This is a genomic window from Stanieria cyanosphaera PCC 7437 (assembly GCF_000317575.1).
In the GTDB taxonomy this organism is placed as follows: domain Bacteria; phylum Cyanobacteriota; class Cyanobacteriia; order Cyanobacteriales; family Xenococcaceae; genus Stanieria; species Stanieria cyanosphaera.
Map to the genome: position 1 here is coordinate 3,828,149 of NC_019748.1, position 21,351 is coordinate 3,849,499.

The window sequence follows — 21,351 nt, forward strand, 5'->3', positions numbered from 1 at the left end:
TAAATCCTATATTTCTTGTTTTAATTTAACTAGAGATTGACGTAATTGTGCTGCGTGCAACCAACCAACATAACCAGCATAAAGACATTTTTGGTCTTGATTGGATACAAAAATATGATTGATTCCAAACGAATTTTTCCAAGTATAAAGAGCAATTCCTTCAGGAAAAGAAAAATACATTTGCGCTTTTGTAAAATATTGCCAATGACCATCAGTCATGCCTGGTAAAGATTGTAATTTTTTTATTAATTGATTAGCTAAATTCGTTTCTAAAGTTGCTGTAATTTGAGGAATCTGCCAAAAATCTTGAATAATTGGCACGAGACGGGGATGACATTTTAAAGCTGCGTGAACAATTCCTGAAACAGAGACAAATTGACAGTAATCAAATTTAGTTGCTGCCAAAGTAACTAAACCATCACTGCCAAAACCAAGTTCTCCTGCAATAGTTAAAGTAGGGATATTTTGAGCAATTTTTTCTGCAATTAAACGGCGATTTTTACCCAAATCTCTAGCTATACCGATTCCAAGTTCCCAAGGATCGATCATTCTAGCTATATGTGCGCCACCAATCGGTGAACCAATTAAGATTAAAGAATGTACTTTTTGCCACCATTGAGGATTACGCTCAAGAACTTCTAACCAAATTAATCCACCCATAGAATGACCAATAATTTTGATTGGTGTTTGGGGATATTGATTAATTATTTTAGTAGCAATTAGTTCTACGTGTTTAATCAGTGGTTCTATTCTAAGCCAAGTTTTAACCTTACCTAAACTAGGAGCAATTAAGAGAGTATTATTAGTTTTAATTAATGCTTGAGCTAATCTGCTAATATCTTTACTATTATCATCCCAGCCATGTTGAACAAATAAAAGATATTCTGGGGAATTATTTGATTGATTTAGATTCATAATTTAAGATTAACATTTTAAAGTTTATATAGCAATTTTAAGACTCATGAAGTATATTTCAATCAACTATTAACAATCAACAAAAATCGAGGTGTTTTTTGCATTTCATCAAACTAAGAACCGCTATATCAATTTTAAATAATTAATGACTATTTAATTAAACCTGAGTTAAATTTGCAGAAGAAAATTTAGCTCAATCTTCAAGTGAATCATAACCAATCAAATCTTCCTACTACTAAACTAGTAAAAAAACACGTATTCATCTTTCTTGAAATATTTACGTGTGAGGGTGGTATTCAATCGTATGTAAAAGATATTTTTCAAGCATATAACTATCTCAATCAATCTCAATCTTATCAAGCTGAAGTTTTTTTACTTCGAGATGAATTGGAACAACAAAATCCCTACGCAACAGAACAATTTCAATTTCATTATCTCAAAACTCTACCTCCTTGGCGTGGCAGAATTAAACTAGCTTTATCTTTATTAACTTGTTTATTATTGCGTCGTCCTCAACGAGTTTATTGCGGTCATATCAAATTAGCAACTCTTACTAAAACTTTATGTCAAGCATTGGGTATTCCTTATACTATTTTGACTTATGGTAAAGAAGTTTGGGACACTCTACCTCAAAATCAACGTCAAGCTTTACAACAAGCAGCTAGTATTTGGACAATTAGCCGTTATAGTTGCCAACGCGCTTGTCAAGCTAATCAAATTGATCCTAACAAAGTAAAAATTCTTCCCTGTGTGGTTGATGGTAGTATTTTTACTCCAGGTAACCAACCTCTAGAATTAATTGAGAAATATGGTTTGAGAGATGCCAAAGTATTAATGACTGTTGCTAGATTATGGTCTGGAGATATTTATAAAGGAGTAGATGTCACAATTCGTGCTTTACCCAAAATTCTGCACAGTTTTCCTAATGTTAAATATCTGGTGATTGGTCGCGGTGACGATCGCTCTCGTTTGGAACAATTAGCACAGGATTTGGGAGTTGCCCAACAGGTTGTTTTTGCTGGTTTTGTTCCTACAGAAGCTTTAGTTGATCATTATCGAGTGGCGGATGTTTATATTATGCCTTCTCAAGAAGGATTTGGCATAGTTTATTTAGAAGCGATGGCTTGTGGGAAACCAGTACTAGCTGGTGATGCAGATGGTTCAGCCGATCCTCTACAGGATGGACGTTTAGGCTGGCGTGTTCCCCACCGCGATCCTGATGCAGTGGCTACTGCTTGCTTAGAGATTTTGCAAGGAAATGACCAACGTTGTGATAGTCAATGGTTAAGGAGGGAAACTCTAGCTAAATTTAGCCAAGAGGCACTAAAAGAACAATTACAACAGTTATTAGCCTCTGAATCTTAGATTTAACTAATTCTTTCTAAAAGCTGACGACGCTTCTGTTCAAACTCGTATTCAGAAAGTAAACCATCTTCTCGTAATCGGTCTAATTCTCGTAAAGCATTTGCGATCGCGCCTACTTGTTGACTGGCTGCAATGTTGTTGCTAGGACTACTAAAACCGTTAAATTGAACTTCAAATTGTTCTTGGTCTTGAATTAGATACCAAATAGCTTCGATGGCACAAGCAATTCTTGGCATTGGTGTTGACCATAACAGAAGATAGATGATGCCCCAAAGAGGTTGTCCTAAATAAAACTTGTGTAATCCAGCTAAAGGAGTGATTGCACCTAAAAGAGCTAAAATTACAGCATTACGACGATTTTTGGGATGGTTTAAGAACTGTTCAAATATTGACATAAGCAATCTCAATTATGTTATTTTTATTGATGGTTGATTGTTAATTGTTGATAGCTGATAGTTAATGGTTAATTATTCATCCCTCATAATTAGTAATTAGTAACTAATAATGGTGTATCTGAATCAATTCAAAAACTGCCATTAACTATTTTGAATCTGGTTCTAAATTAGAATTGCCCGCTAAAGGAATGCTGATAGTTACTATTGTTCCTTGTCCTTCTCCTGCACTATATAAACTAATTGTTCCTCCCATCAATTCGATCAGATTACGAGAAATTGCTAAACCTAATCCTGTACCACCAAATTTACGAGTTGTAGAACCATCTACCATCACAAACGGACGAAATAGTTTTTCTTGTTGATTAGGATCTATTCCAATGCCTGTGTCTTGAATCGTAATCTCTACTGTAGGAGGAGAATAATGATTGTGGTCTAATTCTGGTGTCTCGAAAAAACTGTCAATTTTAGGCTCGATCAACTGTCGAACTTGACTAGGTAAATAACTTTTTTCCTGAAATACTTTTTCTTCAACTAATTCAGTTTCATTATTATTTTCTATGTTTAAATTAAGGCTTTTTTCTGGAATTGACCCAACTGGATTATATAATTCTGATAAAAATAATTCATGATTTTCAAAATTACTTTGAAGTAATTTTTCATGGGCCGCTTGAGAAAAAAGATGTGAAGAGTTTGCCTTGATTTTAACATCAATAACAATGCTACCATAATCAGTAAATTTTACGGCATTACCAACAATATTAATCAAAATTTGTTTTAGTTTTGCAGGGTCTGCATTGACAAAAATTTCTTCTTGCCATTTTGGAGTTTTAAACTTCAATCCTTTTTTTTGAATCGGAACTGTTTGCAGATCTATTACTTCATTAATAATTTTTGCCAAATCTACTTTTTCTAAAGTTACTGATAATTTACCTGCTTCAATTTTAGAAATATCTAAAACATCATTAATAATTCCTAATAAATGTATAGCAGCATCATCAGCTTGTTGTAAAAAATCAATTTCTTCTTCTTGGCTATCACAATAACCCTCTTTAACCAAACGAATACAGTTAATAATTCCATTGAGAGGTGTTCTTAATTCGTGAGAGGTCGTAGCTAAAAATTCACTTTTTAATTGATTAGCATTTTGGGCTTCTTTCCAAGCAGAAACTATTTCTTCTCCCCAAGTTTTTAATCGCGCTACCATTTCATTGAGAGCTAAAGATAATTGATTAAATTCTCTAATTTGAAAGTTTTCAGGAAGGCGATCGCGAGAATGTAAATGTTCTTTATTCAAAGCATAATCTCGCAATTGTTCTAACGGACGAGCTAATTCTCTAGATACATAAAGAGTAGCCAAAGAACTAGCTAAAATTAGACAAAAAGTCATAATAAATAAAACTTGACGAATATCTTTAAGCGGTAATAAAGCAGCGTCTAAAGGAGTAACCGCTAAAATAATCCATTTTTGTTCAAGATCGTGAGTAATCGGACTAGGAATAGAACTATAACCTGCAACTAACTCCACACCGTCTTTTTCTAAATAAAACAAATGAAGAAAATCTGGCTTACCTGCGATCGCATTTCTTAATAAACTTTGGAGGCGATGAGCATCAGGCATTTGTTGAATATTCCGCCCTACTCGTTGAATAAAAGGATGTGCCAAAATAACACCATTTTGATCGATCACTACAGGATAACCATCAAGAGAACCAGGTTCGACTCGTTCTTGATTGAGGATAGCTGCTTTAACACTTAAGGCATAACGCAAATTACCCTGACGATTATAAACTGGCGCAGTTAACCAAAGTTTGAGTTGACTTTGAGGTGGATCTTCAGTAACGCTTTGTGCTTCTCTCCATAAAGAAGTTGAAGGTAGTAAAAGTTTAATATTAATTTGATCGGAAGTGGTTAAAAGTTGTTTTTTTTGTGGTGACCAAGAATTAGGAGCTACTTTCATCCTTTCCGAACAAGTAGTAGCAGTAATTTTATTAGTCTGTAAATCTGTTAGTTGAACGCATAAAATGTTAGTTGGTAAAATTTCGCCTAGTTGAGTAATAAAATCTTGATGATTGGTAGAAAAATTGGATTTGAGAATATCGGTATCACTAGCACTAGCTAGATTAGTTTTTAAAGCATCAATTGATTGTTTAATTATCTCTCCTTTTCTAATGGCGCTTTCAGTTAAATTTTGACGGGCAGTTTCCAAAAAAGCCGAACGAGCTTTTCGATAGGTAACGTATACTCCCATCAATAACACGGGTACACTCAACAGCAAGAGCCTTGAGAGTAAAATTCGACGAAAAGAAGATTGACCGAGTCTCATAAAAGCTGGAGCTTTTGCTGGAGCTACCTTGATTGTTTCTGTTCTTGTTCAATGATATCTATTGCTGCTTCATTTGCCAGCTTATGATTAGATTTAATTTTAATGTGAATTACAATTATAGACCTGAAACCACTGTTATTTTGGCCATGAGCGCTGATGGCAAAATTTCTGATTATCAGCGATCGCCTGCTCGGTTTGGTTCACCACAAGATAAAGTTCATCTAGAAGAACAAGTTGCTTTAGTTGATGCAGTATTATTTGGTGCAGGAACTTTACGCGCTTACGGTACAACTTTACCCGTCACTAATCCTCAATTATTACAACAAAGACAACAACAACATCTTCGGGATCAACCGATCCAAATCGTTGTTTCTGCTTCGGGAAACTTTAGTTCCCAACTGCGTTTTTTTTCTCAACCTATACCTCGTTGGTTGATTACTACTGCTGAAGCAGCAAAATTATGGCAGCAACGGCAACAATTTGAACAGATTTTGGTTACCGATTTGATTCAACTCAATCCGTGGCAAACTATCTTCAAACAATTAAAAAAATTAGGAATCAACCGATTAGCTATTCTAGGTGGAGGAGAATTAGTTGCTTCTTTATTAAAAGAAAATTTAATCGATCAATTGTGGTTGACTGTTTGTCCAGTTATTTTTGGTGGTAAAGACGCACCTACTCCAGTCGAAGGAAAAGGATTTTTAGCTGCACAAGCAACTAACCTAGAATTAATCAGTGTTAAACAAATCGAACAAGAAGTTTTTTTACATTATCGAGTCAAGCGATCGCCTGTAGATTAATCAGTTTAACGAAGCTTAATTTAAAGTAACAATCTGCTACAGCTTCAGAAATAACGTTCCAGAAATTACCTAAAATGAAGTAATCGGTATTAGAGCGTGATTCTTCTGTCCCTTAGCAGATTCAGAATTCAGAACCGATGTTTACGATGACCACCAAAAGTGGTAAAAAACAATCCTAAGTCACGCGCTACACTGCCGTTTAACGGACGGGGCGTACAAGGTGCTGAACTTATTCAGCACACAGCCCCTTCAGTGCCTGCGCTAACTCGTCATTCCACCAGTTAACTTTATTTTCAACTTCAGCATGACCAAAACTGTTGCCGATGTCATGACCTCAAGTCCGATTGTGATAACGCCTCAAACTGCGTTAAAAGAAGCAATCAAAATTCTAGCAGAACACAAAATTAGCGGATTACCAGTAGTCGATGAAGCAGGAAAACTAGTCGGAGTACTCTCTGAAACCGATTTAATGTGGCAAGAAACAGGAGTCGATCCACCACCGTATATTATGCTGCTTGATAGTGTAATTTATTTACAAAATCCTGCTCGTTATGAAAAAGAAATTCATAAAGCTTTAGGACAAACCGTCGCTGAAGTTATGAGCGATCGCCCTATCACAATTAAACCCCATCAATCAGTCAAAGAAGCAGCCCATCTCATGCACGAAAAAAGAATTCGTCGTCTGCCTGTGATTGATGAACACAACCATATCGTAGGTATTATTACTCAAGGCGACATTATTCGGATGATGGCAACTGAATCTTAATTAAAAATTCTACTGAATAATTAACCACAAATAACAAATAAAAATAATAATGAGCATTACACCAGAATCTGTAGGGGAGTTACTCAATTCTGAGGATTTCGGCGATCGCATTCGGGGGATTAATTTATTAAGGCAAATTGAACCAGAGATAGCTTTTGAATTGGTTAAACCAATCGTCAAAGATCAAAATACTCGGGTTCGTTATGCAGCCATTAGTCAATTAGATACAGTCGGGATTCATAATCCTACTGGTGCTTTGGAAATTTTACGCGATCGCTTATTTAATGACCCTGAAGCGGATGTTCAAGCTGCTGCTGCCGATGCTATTGCTGGTTTAAAACTCACAGAAGCTTATGACGATTTAGCCTTACTTTATCACCAAACTTCAGACTGGCTAATTCAGTTTAGTATTGTAGCTGCTTTGGGTGAATTAGGTGAACCTCGTGGTTTTGAGTTATTACAAGAAGCTCTCACCTCCGATAATAATTTATTACAAACTGCTGCTATTGGTGCTTTGGGAGAATTAGGCAATCCTCGTGCTGTGCCATTGTTAATTCCTTTTGTTAATCATGAAGATTGGCAAATTCGTTATCGTTTAGCACAAGCTTTGGGTAGATTAGGAGGTGAAGAAGCTCAACAAGCGATCGCACAATTAAGTCAAGATTCAGTTGAACAAGTTGCTCACGAAGCCAGAATTAATTTAAATCAATAAATATAGCCTTTTTCGCTCTTGGTGAGGTACACGATTACCAGTTACTAATTACTAATTACTAATTACTAATTACTAATTACTAATTACTAATTACTAATTATGAGGGATGAATAATCAACCATTAACATAAGCGAAGCGCACTACCGTAAGTCTCAACTATCAACGCTTAACCAGGAAAATGAACTGTATCTCATTAATCTGAGAACCGCTATATCACTAGGGATAATTCATGAATTATCCCTACTGTCCCAAAAATAATTTATAGACAGGATTTTGACTCTCATCCCAATAACGATAACCAATCGTCTCTAAAAAAGCTTGCCACTCTAACATTTCTTCAGGAGGAACTTGAATACCCATCGCAATCTTGCCGTAATCTGCACCATTGTTGCGATAGTGAAACAAACTAATATTCCAATTAGGATTCATAGAATTGAGAAATCGAATCAATGCGCCTGGACGTTCGGGAAACTCAAACTGATAAAGTAATTCATGCTTGGCTAAAGGCGATCGCCCTCCCACCATGTGGCGCAAGTGTAATTTAGTCAATTCATCGTCAGTTAAATCAATTGTACTAAAGTCAGATTTTTCCAAAGTTGCCTTAATCAGATCTGCATCAGCACGGTTTTGAATTTGAATTCCGACAAAAAAATGAGCTTGCTTGGCATCAGCAATGCGATAGTTAAATTCGGTTAAATTATGTTGCCCCAAACACTGACAAAATCTCCGAAAACTGCCTCTTTCTTCAGGAATAGTTACTGCAAAGATCGCTTCTCTTCTTTCTCCTAATTCTGCTCTTTCTGCCACAAAACGAAGGCGATCAAAGTTCATATTGGCTCCGCAAGCAACCGCAACCAAAGTTTTGTCGACAATTCCTTCTCTTTCTACATAAGCTTTTGCTCCTGCGATCGCTAATGCTCCAGCAGGTTCTAAAATCGATCTAGTATCCTCAAAGACATCCTTAATGGCAGCACAAGTATCATCAGTATTTACCAGAATAATTTCATCAACATATTTTTGACAGAGACGAAAAGTTTCTGCTCCTACTTCCCTTACTGCTACTCCATCAGCAAATAATCCTACTTGTGACAAACGTACTCTTTGACCTGCTTTTAAAGATTGATACATTGCATCAGCATCAACTGGTTCGACACCAATAATCTTGATTTCGGGGCGTAATCTTTTAATATAAGCTGCAATTCCCGAAATTAAACCACCGCCTCCAATCGCTACCAAAATTGCATCAATTGGCTGTTGATATTGTCGTAAAATCTCCATGCCAATTGTTCCCTGTCCCGCAATTACATCAGGATCGTCAAAGGGATGAATAAAAGTTAAGTTTTTTTCTGCTTCTAATTGACGAGCGTAGGCACAAGCATCATCATAAGTATCCCCATGTAAAACTACTTGTCCGCCTCTAGCTGCTACTGCATCGACTTTTACTTGAGGTGTAGTTACAGGCATGACAATAATTGCCGTAGTTCCCAGCTTACTAGCAGCTAAAGCTACTCCTTGAGCATGATTTCCTGCCGAAGCTGCAATTACTCCCTGTGCCAAAATATCTGGAGATAATTGCGCCATTTTATTGTAAGCTCCCCGCAGTTTGAAGGAAAACACCGATTGCATATCTTCCCTTTTAAGTAGAAGTTTGTTTTGCAATCTTGCGGAAAGATTGGGTGCATATTCTAGTGGAGATTCCTGAGCGACATCATAAACGCGAGCAGTTAAAATTTTCTCCAAGTAGTCGGAGTTCATTGGTAGAGCAGGTGAGGATTACAAAATATTAATAGACTGTTATTTTACTATAGATTAATATAATTTTTTACTACTTTTTATTGAATCAAAGCGATCGCGCGCTAAAAAAAACTAAACCCCAATAATAAATATTGAGGTCTACAAATTCAAAGTGAAGGCAAGCTTTCTTTTTTTATTTTTGTCTTAATTATTTTTAGAGCCAAACTTTATACGCCAAAGGATTTCCCACAACCACAAGTTTGTGCTGCATTAGGATTAGTAAATTGAAAACCACCGCCAATCATCGCGTTACTGTAATCAAGTACCAAACCGTAGAGATACAATAAACTTTTAGGATCGCAGACAATTTTAAAGCCTTCGTAGTCAAATACTTCATCATTATCGCGAACTTGATTTGGTTCTTCAAAGTCCATCATGTAAGACATTCCCGAACAACCACCCTGACGTACTCCAACTCGCAAGTAAAGTTCTTTATTGCCTTGTTGTTCCCGCAGCATTTTGATGTGTTTTAGGGCTGTATCGGTTAATTGAATTCCTGTTTGAGGGTTTTGAGTTGCTTGTGTCATTGATGTTGATGTCCTTCTTTAAATCTATGGGTTTTAGAGTCAATTGAGCTAATAAAGTATTGAAGTCTAGTTATTATATTCGCTTAAGTTTTAAGTTTCTTAAAGTATTAAAACAGCGATTTACTTTTTTATTGTAGTTTAAATATCTTAATATCTGTATTCTATAATCTCTTCTTGAGTATTATCATTAATCGAATTAATTTGTAAGATAAATATATTTAGATAACTATTGTCTTCATAAATTCTTGCTGACGATTTAGGGTATGAAGGATATCCTATGTTAGTAAAATAATTATGATATTAAGTAGCAATTTCTTCGTAGATCAATCTAGTTTTAAATGTAACTAATGAAAGATATATTTCAATTAAATTTCTTGAAAAACATTTATATTTAACTTGATGCTCGATAGGATTTAATAGAAAAATATTAAATTCAATAGGTTAAAGAATATTTTTTAAAATTAATCGATACACCACTACCAATTATCGATAAATGGGCAAATTCCAGAAATTAAATTAAACCTGAAATGCAAAATAAATAATAGCTTTTTTCCAGAATCCATTAATGAAAAAATCTAAAAAACGAATTAGTCTATAGGGAGATCGAGATGTTTAAGGGGAAATTCTCAACCTCCCTTGATAAAAATGCTATTGCTCTAAACTATCTATACTCAAAGGTACTAAATCGCCATAAATAGTAAAGCCTAAAAACATTGGTTCTTTTTCTTGAATTAACTTGCCAGTCAAGGCACAACTTTCATCCTTACGTGCAGTGGCTTCTACAGTAGCGCGAATATCGGAACGAACAAATTGTGGTCGATAATCTCCAGATTTTTGATGAACATAGTTCCACAGAATATCTCTGATCAAAGCTTGATAGCCTTGATTTCCAGATAGTTCTTTGAGTTTGTCTTTGAGGGTTTTTTCTAAACGGATGCTGGTAACTTCCATTTCAGTAGTAGATGTACGAGTTAGGGTGCGCATAATTTTTTTCCTCTAAGTACTAGACAGACGGGTAATACAAGTGTAGTATTAAAAAGACCCTTTGAACACTACTGAAAAAAATCTTCGATGTTACTGATGACACTCTCTACTTTAGCACTAACAAATTCTTGCCAGGGCGATCGCTCTGAGGCAGGCAATGGTAGAGTGTGTCAATTTACGATTTTCCATGACAATCAAGCATATTTGCCGAGATTTAGCCCTATAGAAAATTGGGAAGATCATTTTCAGACCAATTATAGTAACAACAAAAGCAATCTAGAGTCACGACTAATTCCAATTAGGGGGAGGTACAGTAATCAGAACACTGTACCAGAATAAGCCAAACAGCTTAATCTTAATGTCATACCCCCGCCCCGATCTAGGAAGCGGGTTTTTTTTTAGATTTAGCTTACTGGGGTCATTTAAATTAAGCATGACTTAACGTCATCTAGGACAATGGAAACTTTAACGCCATCGGTAATAGTCTTCTCCAAAAACTATTTACCTTTAAATCAAATTAATTTAAAAAGAGCTATTACATTATTAGTCACTGGTGGCAGGTACTCGGCTGTTAAACAGCCGAGCCTGCTGCCACTGGTGTTCCCCAGTAAAGCTGAACCTATCGATCTGGTAACGGATGTAATTTGGGAAATCCGTTCTCCCAACTTAATTGTGCAAGTACCAGCCTACATTCGTTTATATAATGCACCAGAAAGAGCGTGGCGAGTACCGAGTGTTTCACGAAAAGAAATCTTCCGACGTGATAGATATCAATGCCAATATTGCTCAAATAAGAAAGATTTAACTATAGACCATATTATTCCTCGTTCTAAAGGAGGAAGAAATACTTGGGACAACTTAGTAACAGCTTGCACAGCTTGTAACTCTCGTAAGGGAGATTGCACTCCTGAACAGGTAGGAATGAAGTTGAAAACCAAGCCTAAACCACCGATGTATCCTTTGCTCACTTTTACAGATAATTTCTGGAAAGAAACAGGATTTGGACTAGGTGCATAAATACTCTTACTGAATTTTTACAGGGAGATAGAAAGCTGATGTTAAAACTTACATATACAGAAAAAGGCTTCTATTTAGAATTATTAACTGATTTATTAGAAGAATGGCTGGCTAACAGAGTGTTGCTTTGTCTGCGTGCAGCTACTAGCATTTATGTTGAACCTAGTACTGCTTCTTTTTTGTTACCTACCAATTCAACTTGTATCAAGGAGTTAAAAGCATTACAACAAGACAACGACGAAATTCTAGAGTTGATTGATAGCGACCGCGATTGTTTAGAAATCAGTCTGCAAGGAACTTGGTTGACTTCTACTGAAGATAGTGAAGAGGGGATTTTTGTCTGTCAACTTACTCCTCGTGCGGAATTATTACTTTCTCAACTTTGGCAAGCAGCTAATTTAGAAGCTTCGGTGTAACTTGGTTCTTCAGTAAGCAATAGCAACCATTGATAAGTGTTTTGTTTGTGTCGGCATCATGAGAGAATATAATCAACTTGTACTTATATAAAGGAAAAATTATTTAGAGGGAATAACAAAATGACCTTTTTGTTTCAGTTAGTATTAACTCTTTTTGTCTTATTTTCCTTCGTGATGGTGATCGGAGTTCCTGTAGCTTATGCTTCTCCCCAAAATTGGGACCAGTCCAAATCCTTGATTTTTCTAGGTTCTGGTCTTTGGGTGATTTTAGTTGTCTTAGTTGCTGTTTTGAACTTTTTCGTTATATAACTCTGGGACAAAACACTTTAATAAGAGCGGTCTTGCTGCGCGAGATCGCCTTTAATTTCAATGTGCGACTATAAATAAAATTTTTTTAAGGATCAATCTCAATCGATCATGGCTGTTTTTGAGGGAACTTTTACACAAGATGCGTCTGCTTGGCAATTTGCGATCGTGATTGGTCGTTTTAATGATTTAATTACCGATAAATTGCTATCTGGTTGTCAAGATTGTCTAAAACGCCACGGAGTTGATGTGAACCCTCACGGTTCTCAAGTTGATTATGTTTGGGTTCCTGGTAGTTTTGAAATCCCGATGATGGCTCGTCAATTGGCTATTTCTGGTCGCTATGACGCGATAATTTGCCTTGGCGCAGTAATTCGCGGACAAACTCCTCATTTTGATTATGTTTCTGCTGAAGCTGCTAAAGGTGTTGCTGCTGCTAGTTTTCAAACGGGTGTGCCTGTTGTCTTTGGTGTTTTAACAGTCGATACGATGCAGCAAGCTTTAGAAAGGGCCGGTGTTAAAAGTAATCTTGGTTGGAATTATGCTTTAAGCGCGTTAGAAATGGCTAGTCTGATGCAGCAAATTCAGGGAATACAACCATCATTAAATAAACAATCTCGTTTAACTCCTAATTCATCGGGGTCTAGTCCTGCTTTACCTGATGTTGCTAATAAGAATGTGGTGGATAATTTGCAGTAAAAAATCAGCGTTAGATTAACATCGCTATTTGATTTTGATCAGATCAATTTCTAGGGCGAACCGCCGTTCGCCCCTATGTTTATGTTTATGCCTCGTTCAGCATTTTTTGAATATAGGTAGGCAAACAAAAGGCAGCTTGATGAATATCGGCATTGTAATAGGTTAGGTTTTGTTCTTGAGCAAAGGTAATAGCGCGATCGCGCTGGAAGTTCTTGAGGGGATGCGCGCCTTGTTTGGAACAATAAGTTAAACTCCACATTCCACTAGGATACATGGGAATAAAAACTAAGTAACAATGTACCTGGTCATTACCAAAAACTTGTTTGAGACATTGATTGAGTTCGACAAAAGCTTTGGGATTGAAAGAAGGCGATTCACTTTGTACTGTGATTAAACCACCAGGACGTAAACAGCGATAGACATCTTGATAAAATGATTTAGTAAATAGTCCTTCTGAAGGCCCAACAGGATCTGAAGAATCGATAATAATTAAATCGTAAGCATGATCAGCAGCTTCTTTAACAAATTTAATGCCATCATCGATTAGTAATTTTAATTTAGGATGATCGAAAGCTGAGGAAATAGTAGGTAAAAATTGTTTAGCAGCGCGTACAACTACTTCATCTATTTCTACCATTGTAATTGTTTCTATATTTTGATAACGAACTAATTCTCGAATTGTGCCACCATCACCAGCACCAATTACCAACACATCTTTGATCTTGAAGTCGGTTAACATTGGGACATGAACTAGCATTTCATGATAGGATGCTTCATCCGCTTCGGTACACATCACCATGCGATCGATAGTCAGCATTTTACCGCGGTCGCAAGTGTCAAAGACTTCTACAGTTTGATAAGGAGATTGTTCACAAAAAAGGCGATCGCCTTTGATCCGAATTGATAATGCAGTGCGATCGTTGTGATCGATTACCCATTCAGCAGGATTAAATTGTTCAGAAGTAGTCATGGTAAATGTCTAGCAGCTTGCCAATGGAACGCCGATTTAGTATACGACTTTCACGTTCTTAGCTCAATAGTTGAGCCAAAATTATCCTAATTATTTTCTCTATGAACTACTAGCTGCTCAACGTAGCGAAGCGAAGTAGCAGCTAGTTTCTGACGCTTCACTTGAGCTAGTTGCTGAAAACCTCCGCAGTGTTTAACTTTGGGATTTTAGTAGAGCTAGACTCATCAGCAGTCTGAAACGAGGACAGTTCCTGCCTTATCACACCCATAACGCCTATAAAGCTTGCTGATTATAAGCTTTAGTGTTGTGAATATTTTATGCAAAGCTAGAGTAGTTAGTCAAATTATATAACGCTAACCATTCTAGCTTGTATAGTCACAAAAAGCTCCGACTGATGGGTCGAATAAAACCTTACAAGTCCCAGTAGCACCATTGCGATTCTTCCCTACAATTACTTCCATCACTCCATTATCCTCAGTGTCCGACTTGTAATATTCATCTCGATAAAGCATTAAAAGAAGATCGCCGTCTTGTTCAATATCTCCACTGTCTTTCAAGGAAGCCATAGCAGGACGCTTATTACTTTGAGATTCAACACCTCGGTTAATTTGAGCTAAGACAACAAATGGTACGTTAAACTGTTTGGCAATATCCTTACAAGCCCCACTATATTTGCCGATAACTTGCGCTCTATTCCCTGCTGCTCTGTCTCCTAGTTTCTGAATGTAGTCCAGTACAACTAATCCTAGTTCTCCTCTTTTCGATTGGATTTTCCTCAACTCAGAACGAATTTTAGCAGGGGTTAATTGTTCGGCTGGAGTGTCATTAATCTCGATGGGTAATTCAGCTAAATTACTCAAACCATTAACTAAAGAATCCATCTCATCTTCATAGATGACATTGTTCATTAATCTTTGAGAGTCAATGCCCGTGTGCATCGCTAGAAATCTCTTAGTCAACTGTTTTCTGGACATTTCAGCAGAAAAGAAGACTACTGGCTTTTTCTCTTTAATAGCAATGTGATTAGCCAGGTAACAAGCAAACCAAGACTTCCCCATACTCGGACGTGCTGCAACAATAATTAAATCCTGTTTAGTTAAACCACCAATTAAAGAATCCAAGTCGGTTAAACCAGTAGAAAAAAGAGGTAATGAACCTTGTTCTAATTCATTGAAGATATCAGCTAGACAGTCATTAATTGGTTCAGTAGTAAACTTATCTTTCTTATCAGTAGTTAGAGCGAAGAGCTTGGATTCAGCGAAGTCAAAGACTGTTTCTAATTCTATTGCTGTATCGTATCCTAAATCGACTATTTCATGACCAGCAGCAATTAAACGACGACGCTGATACTTATCTAAAACCAAGAGACTGTAGCGGTCAATATTAACGGCTGATACAGTACGATTTAACAGTTGTGCTAATTTAGTTGTACCTCCAACTTTTTCCAGTAATTTATGGTCTGATAGCCAAGTAGAAACAGTCATCAAATCTACTTGCTTATCTTTGTGATGTAACAAGAGTGCTGCTTTGTATATCTGTTGATGAGTAGAAATAGAAAAAGCTTCTACTGGTAGAATATCAGCAACAATGGTAATTGCCTTTGGGTCGAGTAATATTCCTCCTAAGATAGCTTCTTCAGCTTCAATGTTAGTGGGAGGTAAATGATTATCATTCATCTTTGTTAAAAATACTGCTTAGTTTCTTAAGTTGAGTCAAACTAACTTGTTCTTTTTGTGGTTTGTCGCCAGCCTTAACTATCTTTTGTTCGGGTTGATTTGGTTGTTGATGAATAGTTTCAGATTTAGTCCAACCTTCTTGAATTGCCTTATTCAACCAACCACCAGCATTAGGAATATCTTGTTTAGTAAGTTGGTCTTTTAAAGCTTCAATCGCATCTAATACTATTTCATCTGAAGCTGTATGAATAGTCTTAGTCAGGGTAGGATTTAACTTAACTCCTACCACTTGTAATTGAGTCAGAATATTGGAGCTAATATCACTCTGTTTTTTCTGATTAATTGGCGTGACTTTGGCATTAGTTAAAGATTGTTCTAACTCTTTTATTCTTGCCTTTAGGCGATTATTTTCTGCTTCTACTTGACGCAGTTCGATAACTTTACCTTGAGCTATTTCAATATGTTTTTTCAAGTCTTCGTTTTCATTACGTAACCGACGATTTTCTTGTCGTAATTTACTAATAATTACCGCTTTAGACTTGTCTGTAGCTGGTTGAAACTGAGGAGTTTTATTTACTATTCCTCCAATAGCTGCTTTTTGTTGGTTGCGTAGTTCGGCAAGACGATTTTTAATCTCAGGATATTTATAGAGGTAGCTAACAGATAATCCTGCTGCTTCTGCTATGGCGTTAAAAGTAATAGTTTCTCCAGAATCTAAGACTTGTTGAATCGCTTTTTCCAGTCTTTCTTCTGCATCTTTTTTCTTAGCTGCTGCTGCTTTGACTAATAGCTCTGGATTGCCTTTAGAGTTGTTACTAGGGCGAGACATTATTCTTTCTCCTCCCATTCATTATGACCAAGACCTCTCATGGTTTTGTGTTTTTCCATTCCAGAGATAATTCTCTTGAGTCTTTCCGCTCTGGGAACGTTCTTTTCTATCTGTCTTTGATAGCCTTTTTGACGAGCATTTTCGATAATTTTTTCTGTCTCTTTTAATTCCTGTTTATGGCTATCTAAGAAGTCTAAAGTTGTTACCCAACTACCACAGCTTTTACAAGGTAAATCTTGATGGGGACAAGTCTGTGTCCAGAGTAAAGTACAGTAACCATTATCTGTAGTTTGTACTCCCATTCCTTTCTTTATCCATTGCATTTCTGCTGTGTCTAAATCAGGATTAACAGGTGCTACTATTTCACCTTCCATGTTGAAGTGGGTATTGTCCCACACTTCTTTCATTTTCTTTTTCTGGTCGTCATTAGTCAGGTGAATATAGTGCATAGACATCGAAGGAGAAGCATGACCGCCACGCTGCATAATGTGAGCGATGCCCATACCTTTTCTAGCTAAATCTGTTAGATGAGTATGACGAAATCTGTGGCACTTCCAAACAGGATATATTTCACCAGAAATATCAGTAATGTTATGTTCGTGAGCCAATTGATGAAGATATCCTCTTATTAAAGGTTGTTTGATAAGTTTTTTAACAGGAATAAAATGAGAAAGTTCTCTTTTTACACTTGCCCTTCTTTTTGGGGTATTAGTATAGGATGCAAACCATCCACTACCTTCTGTGCTGCAAAACAAATAGCTAAAATCTCTTCCTAAGTTATTTTTAATAAACTCTTGCTGTTGTAAAATACTTTGAGCTAATTCTTTACTAATAAATAATCTGTCTTCTTTTTTAAGCTTTATTCTATATAAACTAACCCACCAATCTCCATCTGAATCTTGGCTAATACAATTTAGCTTTAAACTACATACTTCTGATATTCTCATTCCCGTTTCAATAAGAATACTAATTGCTATTTTTATTGGTTTTGGAAGAGAATCAAGATGTTGACGTATCTGTTTAATGACATCAGAAGGAATTTCTTTAATTATTTTTCTTTCAGCTTTAGGATAATCAGATTCAAAAATTAATTGTTTACTGCTAATCTCTATGAGATTGTTAGAATTACAAAATTCAAAAAAATACTTTAATGTAGTGATAAAGATAGATAATGATTTAGATACTTTTAAGTCTTGAGAAGCATAATTAATTGCTTCAATCACTAATAATCTATCTATATCCTGCGGTTTTACTGTCGCTCTTTTTTCGGTTAAATATCGTGAAAAACGTCTAAACTCTGTTAATTTTCTTAAAAGCTCGCTGGTGCTATATTGCGAAGAATTATACCAGATATAATCTTTCACAGTTTTTTTAAACCATTCAGGATTAATCATTGAGAAATTAGCTGTATATAAACCTCCAGTAGTTGCTTCTTTCCCAAAAACTCTTAAGTCCCATATATCATATATTCGCATTTCTTTGGGAGTAATATCCGAAGGTAATATATCTTTAGCAGACTGTAATTTTGGATTTTTATAGAAGAAACGACCACAATCATCACATTTATATTGTTGTCTTGCTTTCGATTTTGCCCAAGTTTTTACTTTTATACTGCAACATCTAGGACAAACTATTTCTTTGTCTTTAGACTTTGATATCGATATTTTTTGCATTTAATCTTCCTCGCACTTAGCTAAATACTGTTTGTAAGCAGCTTTTTGGTCTTTGTTTAACAAATGCACATAAGTATCAATTGTGGTTTGGATACTGGCATGACCTAAGCGTTCTTGAACATAAATTAAATCCATTCCTGCTCTAATTAATTCTGTAGCGTGGGTATGTCTTAATAAATAGTGCTGTGGCTTCAATTCCTGTTTTTCTACTCAACCTTCTAAATAAACTTTGAGCAGTAGAATATCTCATGGGCGAACCGATTTCATTACGCCACATATTGATAAAGACATAATCAGAATCTACATCAGGAAAATCATCATCTAAAACGTAATTTTCATAAGCTTGAATTGTTTGTCTTGGTACGCTAATAATTCTTGTTTCACCATCTTTGACTCTGGCATCATTGAGATTATCATCACGGGGAATTACATGGATTTCATTCAATCCCATTTCACTGTGAATATCACTATGGCGTAACCCCAAAGCTTCCCCAATTCTCATACCTGAGTGATAGAGAAGTACAATTAAAAACTTGTCCCGAAGATTGGCACAATTATCAACTAAAGTTTGGACTTCTTCTTTAGTTAAACACCCAGGAAAAGTTCTAGGTTCTTTGACTTTTAATCTCTTAGTTTTTACCCTCTTATCTTTCTTCATCTCATAGAGAAGTGACTTATACCTTCTCTGGACTGGGTAGCTAGTTTGATACAGTTCTCGGCTTTCTATCCTCTGATTTCGGGCGTGAAACTCGTAAAACTGATAAATCACACTCATCATGATATTGACTGTCTTTTCCGTCCTTTTTGCCGTTTGTGGGGCAATAGAAGGAACACCAGGAATAGAATCGGGTAATTGTAGCCAGAGCATAAATTCCGCTAACTCTTTCTCCCAACATTGTGTCCAGTCGAGACTGTAAGCTTCCAAGTACTCAAAGAATAATTTCAAGTGGTGGGCGTAGTTCTTCAGCGTGTTTGGTGCTTTGCCTAACGCCATCAGGTGTTGCAGATAATCTGTGACTGGTTCGATAGGAAGATAGTCATCACTAAGTAAAACCCAACTGGTTTGACCTCGAATATTGACCTTCTGAACTCTCATTATATGCTTTGTGTAATTATCAAGATTTATATTTACACAAAACGTTAAAAAAGGCAATTATCTTGCCTTTGTTGTTGTTGTTTAATATATTAAATTAATGTTGTATAACCTGCCCCCGCGCCCAAGAGAGACATACTTGGGCTGAGTTAATATCTCGATCTTCGGTATGCCGACAACTTTGATTAGAACAAATATGAAGCCTATCGCTCAAGCTTTTTTTGGTTAATTCCCAACATTTAACGCATCGCTGTGTTGGTTTTAAACTTTGAGTAGGAGCTTCGAGAAATACTCCACCAGCTTCTTTGACTTTATATGCGATGGCATCTCTAAGCATACCTATTCCGATATCAAGCATAGAACGATTAAGACCCGTCTTCTGTCTTTTTCTTTTGCTGCCAGAGGATGCTTTTCTGGTCATATTTTTGATTTGAAGTTTTTCGGTGGCAATGAGGGAATTACTCCGAACAATATCTACTGCCACTTGATGCACCCAGTTTTGACGGCGATTGGCTACTTTTTTCTTGAGTTTAGAAATTTTAGCCTGTATTTTTTTCCATCTGCGAGAGGCTTTATGTTTTTTCTTTTCTGGTTTACGTTTTCTCCTTAGCTGTTTAGATAATCGGTTTACTTGACTTTGGGTACTGGTCAAAAACTTGGGTGGTTCAATCATACTGCCGTTACTCATCGCAACAGCAGTATGACACCCAAAATCCAATCCGATACTACCTTTGCCCGTTTCTCTAACTGGTAAGCATTTAACTGTGATACTGGCGTACCATTTACTATTGCGGTAGACAACCGTACAAGTGGTTGGCTGCCCCCAGGTACGAGCCTGTCCTCTCATTTGAATTTTAAAACCTAAGTCTCTTAATTCCAGATAACCATTCTTGCCACTGCTATGTACTTTAAAACCTTGACGAGCATCAGGGTATGTCCATCCAGAATAAGTTTTAAATGGCTTAAACTTCGGATATTTGCCTAATCCTTGAAAAAAACGAGTAAAGGCAAAGTCTACACGCTTCAACGTCGCTTGCAAAGAACCAGCATTTAACTCTTTATACTCAATCCAAGTTTCTTTGAAACCAGGTAATGATGCCTGTTGCTCAAAGTAATCTACTGAATGAGCAAATTTTTGATATTGAGTTTTGCGGTTAGCTACTGCTGCATTATACAAGTAGGCGTGCATTCTTCTTGCCCAGAACATTTTTTGTTCTTGAGCAGTAGAAGGATAAAGCCTAAATGTAATGCGCCGTGTTAACATATTTACCTAACTGACCTGTAGCTAGTATAACATGAAGCCTAACAAGGGTTCGCATTCGGTTTATTCAATTCACTTACACTTAGTTCTAGTTACTAAATATCGTCGTAAGGTAATTACTTCTGCGATGATTGCTCGAATGACTGAAGTGTTTCAAAACATCTGCAAGAAGAAAAAAAGCTTGATGCTTCAGTTCGATGGAGAGTCAGACCACGTACATCTTTTAATCGATCTTCATCCAGACAATAATATCTCTCAACTGGTAGCTAGCCTAAAAAGTGCATCTAGTAGAATAATCAGAAAAGAATTTGAAAGTGAAGTAAATAAAGCTTATTCCAAACCCGTATTTTGGTCTGGCTCGTACTATATTACTTCCTGTGGTGGCGTAACGATAGAAAGACTGAGGAAATATATCGAGGAGCAAGATACACCATTAGACTAATTCTCAGGCATCGAGCCATCGAATTAGTTCGCTATCCCGAGGGGCTGTGGGCTGAATTCACTTCAGCCCGATAGCAACGCCCTGTTCCCTACCCTACTTCGTTGAGGGTAGGGACCGGGGCGAGAATGTTGTATTTTAGGTTTTTAAATTTATGTAAGGGTTTGGCATTGCTAAACACCTAGATTGTGATGTCATAAATTGACGCGCGATCGCATTATCAAAGTTCGCCTCTACCACTTAATATTACTTGTCTGTATTTGAGCATGACTATGTTTGTGTAAAGGTAATTCATAAATTACCCTTACTGAGAACTATTCCCTACTTATTCTCGATCGCTTTCTAGATTGAAACTGAAATAAATGTGCAGATTAAATTGTCAATACATTAA

At 36.5% G+C, this 21,351-nt stretch carries 22 protein-coding genes; 9 read left to right on the forward strand and 13 right to left on the reverse strand.

The window, feature by feature from the left end:
- Positions 1 to 6: 6 nt before the first annotated feature.
- On the reverse strand, positions 7 to 915 hold the full coding sequence (locus tag STA7437_RS16610) for an alpha/beta fold hydrolase (protein ID WP_015194551.1): 909 nt from the start codon (positions 913 to 915) through the stop codon (positions 7 to 9).
- A 204-nt stretch (positions 916 to 1,119) separates the two neighbouring features.
- Between STA7437_RS16610 and STA7437_RS16615 the strand changes: the two genes are divergently transcribed.
- Positions 1,120 to 2,280 carry a glycosyltransferase family 4 protein gene (locus tag STA7437_RS16615; protein WP_015194552.1) on the forward strand — a complete coding sequence of 387 codons (1,161 nt, stop codon included), beginning with the start codon at positions 1,120 to 1,122 and terminating at the stop codon, positions 2,278 to 2,280.
- 2 nt (positions 2,281 to 2,282) lie between these two features.
- Here the strand turns inward: STA7437_RS16615 and STA7437_RS16620 are convergent, their stop codons facing one another.
- Together STA7437_RS16620 and STA7437_RS16625 are read right to left on the reverse strand one after the other, a co-directional pair.
- Positions 2,283 to 2,675 (reverse strand): SHOCT domain-containing protein, encoded by a 393-nt coding sequence (locus tag STA7437_RS16620; RefSeq protein ID WP_015194553.1) that lies wholly within the window; start codon positions 2,673 to 2,675, stop codon positions 2,283 to 2,285.
- Between the two features lie 145 nt (positions 2,676 to 2,820).
- On the reverse strand, positions 2,821 to 4,998 hold the full coding sequence (locus STA7437_RS16625) for a sensor histidine kinase (protein ID WP_015194554.1): 2,178 nt from the start codon (positions 4,996 to 4,998) through the stop codon (positions 2,821 to 2,823).
- An 83-nt stretch (positions 4,999 to 5,081) separates the two neighbouring features.
- On the opposite strand from STA7437_RS16625, the gene STA7437_RS16630 reads away from it, so the two are divergent.
- The 3 genes from STA7437_RS16630 (at position 5,082) to nblB (ending at position 7,276) form a co-directional block, all read left to right on the forward strand.
- Entirely contained in the window at positions 5,082 to 5,798 is a 717-nt protein-coding gene (locus tag STA7437_RS16630; protein WP_015194555.1) for a RibD family protein, read from the forward strand.
- A gap of 304 nt (positions 5,799 to 6,102) precedes the next feature.
- Positions 6,103 to 6,564 carry a CBS domain-containing protein gene (locus STA7437_RS16635; protein WP_015194556.1) on the forward strand — a complete coding sequence of 154 codons (462 nt, stop codon included), beginning with the start codon at positions 6,103 to 6,105 and terminating at the stop codon, positions 6,562 to 6,564.
- 49 nt (positions 6,565 to 6,613) lie between these two features.
- A complete protein-coding gene (gene nblB, locus STA7437_RS16640) occupies positions 6,614 to 7,276 on the forward strand; it encodes a phycobilisome degradation protein NblB (RefSeq protein ID WP_015194557.1) in 663 nt (220 codons plus the stop codon).
- Between the two features lie 240 nt (positions 7,277 to 7,516).
- On the opposite strand, the gene ilvA is transcribed toward nblB, so the two are convergent.
- The 3 genes from ilvA to STA7437_RS16655 form a co-directional block, all read right to left on the reverse strand.
- A complete protein-coding gene (ilvA, locus tag STA7437_RS16645; protein WP_015194558.1) occupies positions 7,517 to 9,031 on the reverse strand; it encodes a threonine ammonia-lyase, biosynthetic in 1,515 nt (504 codons plus the stop codon).
- 206 nt (positions 9,032 to 9,237) lie between these two features.
- Entirely contained in the window at positions 9,238 to 9,597 is a 360-nt protein-coding gene (locus STA7437_RS16650; protein ID WP_015194559.1) for a HesB/IscA family protein, read from the reverse strand.
- Between the two features lie 648 nt (positions 9,598 to 10,245).
- Entirely contained in the window at positions 10,246 to 10,581 is a 336-nt protein-coding gene (locus STA7437_RS16655) for a hypothetical protein (RefSeq protein ID WP_015194560.1), read from the reverse strand.
- Positions 10,582 to 11,037: 456 nt separating this feature from the next.
- Here STA7437_RS16655 and STA7437_RS16660 point away from each other — a divergent pair, with 456 nt between their 5' ends.
- The 4 genes from STA7437_RS16660 (at position 11,038) to ribH (ending at position 13,019) form a co-directional block, all read left to right on the forward strand.
- Complete coding sequence (locus STA7437_RS16660) at positions 11,038 to 11,598, forward strand: HNH endonuclease (protein ID WP_015194561.1); 561 nt, start codon at positions 11,038 to 11,040, stop codon at positions 11,596 to 11,598.
- Positions 11,599 to 11,636: 38 nt separating this feature from the next.
- Positions 11,637 to 12,014: an alr0857 family protein gene (locus STA7437_RS16665; protein WP_015194562.1), complete on the forward strand. Its 378-nt coding sequence runs from the start codon at positions 11,637 to 11,639 to the stop codon at positions 12,012 to 12,014.
- A 120-nt stretch (positions 12,015 to 12,134) separates the two neighbouring features.
- On the forward strand, positions 12,135 to 12,323 hold the full coding sequence (gene psbZ, locus STA7437_RS16670; RefSeq protein ID WP_015194563.1) for a photosystem II reaction center protein PsbZ: 189 nt from the start codon (positions 12,135 to 12,137) through the stop codon (positions 12,321 to 12,323).
- A 108-nt stretch (positions 12,324 to 12,431) separates the two neighbouring features.
- Positions 12,432 to 13,019, forward strand: coding sequence for a 6,7-dimethyl-8-ribityllumazine synthase (ribH, locus tag STA7437_RS16675; RefSeq protein ID WP_015194564.1), 588 nt, complete (start codon positions 12,432 to 12,434; stop codon positions 13,017 to 13,019).
- A gap of 85 nt (positions 13,020 to 13,104) precedes the next feature.
- Here ribH and speE read toward each other — a convergent pair whose 3' ends face one another.
- The 7 genes from speE to STA7437_RS16705 all read right to left on the reverse strand — a co-directional run bounded on the left by speE (position 13,105) and on the right by STA7437_RS16705 (position 20,524).
- Positions 13,105 to 13,989, reverse strand: coding sequence for a polyamine aminopropyltransferase (speE, locus tag STA7437_RS16680; protein WP_015194565.1), 885 nt, complete (start codon positions 13,987 to 13,989; stop codon positions 13,105 to 13,107).
- A 362-nt stretch (positions 13,990 to 14,351) separates the two neighbouring features.
- Positions 14,352 to 15,665, reverse strand: a complete 1,314-nt coding sequence (gene dnaB, locus STA7437_RS16685) for a replicative DNA helicase (protein WP_015194566.1) — start codon at positions 15,663 to 15,665, stop codon at positions 14,352 to 14,354.
- Positions 15,658 to 16,494 (reverse strand): DUF6262 family protein, encoded by an 837-nt coding sequence (locus STA7437_RS16690; protein WP_015194567.1) that lies wholly within the window; start codon positions 16,492 to 16,494, stop codon positions 15,658 to 15,660. The genes dnaB and STA7437_RS16690 overlap by 8 nt, the downstream gene beginning before the upstream one ends.
- Complete coding sequence (locus STA7437_RS16695; RefSeq protein WP_015194568.1) at positions 16,494 to 18,167, reverse strand: tyrosine-type recombinase/integrase; 1,674 nt, start codon at positions 18,165 to 18,167, stop codon at positions 16,494 to 16,496. Before STA7437_RS16695 ends, STA7437_RS16690 begins: the two co-directional genes overlap by 1 nt.
- Positions 18,168 to 18,302 carry a hypothetical protein gene (locus tag STA7437_RS27440; RefSeq protein WP_281169224.1) on the reverse strand — a complete coding sequence of 45 codons (135 nt, stop codon included), beginning with the start codon at positions 18,300 to 18,302 and terminating at the stop codon, positions 18,168 to 18,170.
- 7 nt (positions 18,303 to 18,309) lie between these two features.
- Complete coding sequence (locus STA7437_RS16700) at positions 18,310 to 19,263, reverse strand: tyrosine-type recombinase/integrase (RefSeq protein WP_281169225.1); 954 nt, start codon at positions 19,261 to 19,263, stop codon at positions 18,310 to 18,312.
- Positions 19,264 to 19,357: 94 nt separating this feature from the next.
- Entirely contained in the window at positions 19,358 to 20,524 is a 1,167-nt protein-coding gene (locus tag STA7437_RS16705; RefSeq protein WP_015194569.1) for an RNA-guided endonuclease InsQ/TnpB family protein, read from the reverse strand.
- A gap of 31 nt (positions 20,525 to 20,555) precedes the next feature.
- Between STA7437_RS16705 and tnpA the strand changes: the two genes are divergently transcribed.
- The gene (gene tnpA, locus STA7437_RS16710) at positions 20,556 to 20,963 is read left to right on the forward strand and encodes an IS200/IS605 family transposase (RefSeq protein WP_015194570.1); all 408 of its coding nucleotides are present in this window, start codon (positions 20,556 to 20,558) and stop codon (positions 20,961 to 20,963) included.
- Positions 20,964 to 21,351 lie beyond the last annotated feature (388 nt).

What these genes read in the sequence shown, in the direction of transcription:
- STA7437_RS16625 (WP_015194554.1), bottom strand. Translation starts at nt 4,998, where the DNA reads ATGAGACTCGGTCAATCTTCTTTTCGTCGAATTTTACTCTCAAGGCTC.
- STA7437_RS16695 (WP_015194568.1), bottom strand. Translation starts at nt 18,167, where the DNA reads ATGCAAAAAATATCGATATCAAAGTCTAAAGACAAAGAAATAGTTTGT.
- speE (WP_015194565.1), bottom strand. Translation starts at nt 13,989, where the DNA reads ATGACTACTTCTGAACAATTTAATCCTGCTGAATGGGTAATCGATCAC.
- STA7437_RS16610 (WP_015194551.1), bottom strand. Translation starts at nt 915, where the DNA reads ATGAATCTAAATCAATCAAATAATTCCCCAGAATATCTTTTATTTGTT.
- STA7437_RS16635 (WP_015194556.1), top strand. Translation starts at nt 6,103, where the DNA reads ATGACCAAAACTGTTGCCGATGTCATGACCTCAAGTCCGATTGTGATA.
- ilvA (WP_015194558.1), bottom strand. Translation starts at nt 9,031, where the DNA reads ATGAACTCCGACTACTTGGAGAAAATTTTAACTGCTCGCGTTTATGAT.
- STA7437_RS16655 (WP_015194560.1), bottom strand. Translation starts at nt 10,581, where the DNA reads ATGCGCACCCTAACTCGTACATCTACTACTGAAATGGAAGTTACCAGC.
- tnpA (WP_015194570.1), top strand. Translation starts at nt 20,556, where the DNA reads ATGAAGCCTAACAAGGGTTCGCATTCGGTTTATTCAATTCACTTACAC.
- nblB (WP_015194557.1), top strand. Translation starts at nt 6,614, where the DNA reads ATGAGCATTACACCAGAATCTGTAGGGGAGTTACTCAATTCTGAGGAT.
- dnaB (WP_015194566.1), bottom strand. Translation starts at nt 15,665, where the DNA reads ATGAATGATAATCATTTACCTCCCACTAACATTGAAGCTGAAGAAGCT.
- STA7437_RS16620 (WP_015194553.1), bottom strand. Translation starts at nt 2,675, where the DNA reads ATGTCAATATTTGAACAGTTCTTAAACCATCCCAAAAATCGTCGTAAT.
- psbZ (WP_015194563.1), top strand. Translation starts at nt 12,135, where the DNA reads ATGACCTTTTTGTTTCAGTTAGTATTAACTCTTTTTGTCTTATTTTCC.
- ribH (WP_015194564.1), top strand. Translation starts at nt 12,432, where the DNA reads ATGGCTGTTTTTGAGGGAACTTTTACACAAGATGCGTCTGCTTGGCAA.
- STA7437_RS16630 (WP_015194555.1), top strand. Translation starts at nt 5,082, where the DNA reads ATGATTAGATTTAATTTTAATGTGAATTACAATTATAGACCTGAAACC.
- STA7437_RS16705 (WP_015194569.1), bottom strand. Translation starts at nt 20,524, where the DNA reads ATGTTAACACGGCGCATTACATTTAGGCTTTATCCTTCTACTGCTCAA.
- STA7437_RS16690 (WP_015194567.1), bottom strand. Translation starts at nt 16,494, where the DNA reads ATGTCTCGCCCTAGTAACAACTCTAAAGGCAATCCAGAGCTATTAGTC.
- STA7437_RS16650 (WP_015194559.1), bottom strand. Translation starts at nt 9,597, where the DNA reads ATGACACAAGCAACTCAAAACCCTCAAACAGGAATTCAATTAACCGAT.
- STA7437_RS27440 (WP_281169224.1), bottom strand. Translation starts at nt 18,302, where the DNA reads ATGGATTTAATTTATGTTCAAGAACGCTTAGGTCATGCCAGTATCCAA.
- STA7437_RS16665 (WP_015194562.1), top strand. Translation starts at nt 11,637, where the DNA reads ATGTTAAAACTTACATATACAGAAAAAGGCTTCTATTTAGAATTATTA.
- STA7437_RS16700 (WP_281169225.1), bottom strand. Translation starts at nt 19,263, where the DNA reads ATGAGAGTTCAGAAGGTCAATATTCGAGGTCAAACCAGTTGGGTTTTA.
- STA7437_RS16660 (WP_015194561.1), top strand. Translation starts at nt 11,038, where the DNA reads ATGGAAACTTTAACGCCATCGGTAATAGTCTTCTCCAAAAACTATTTA.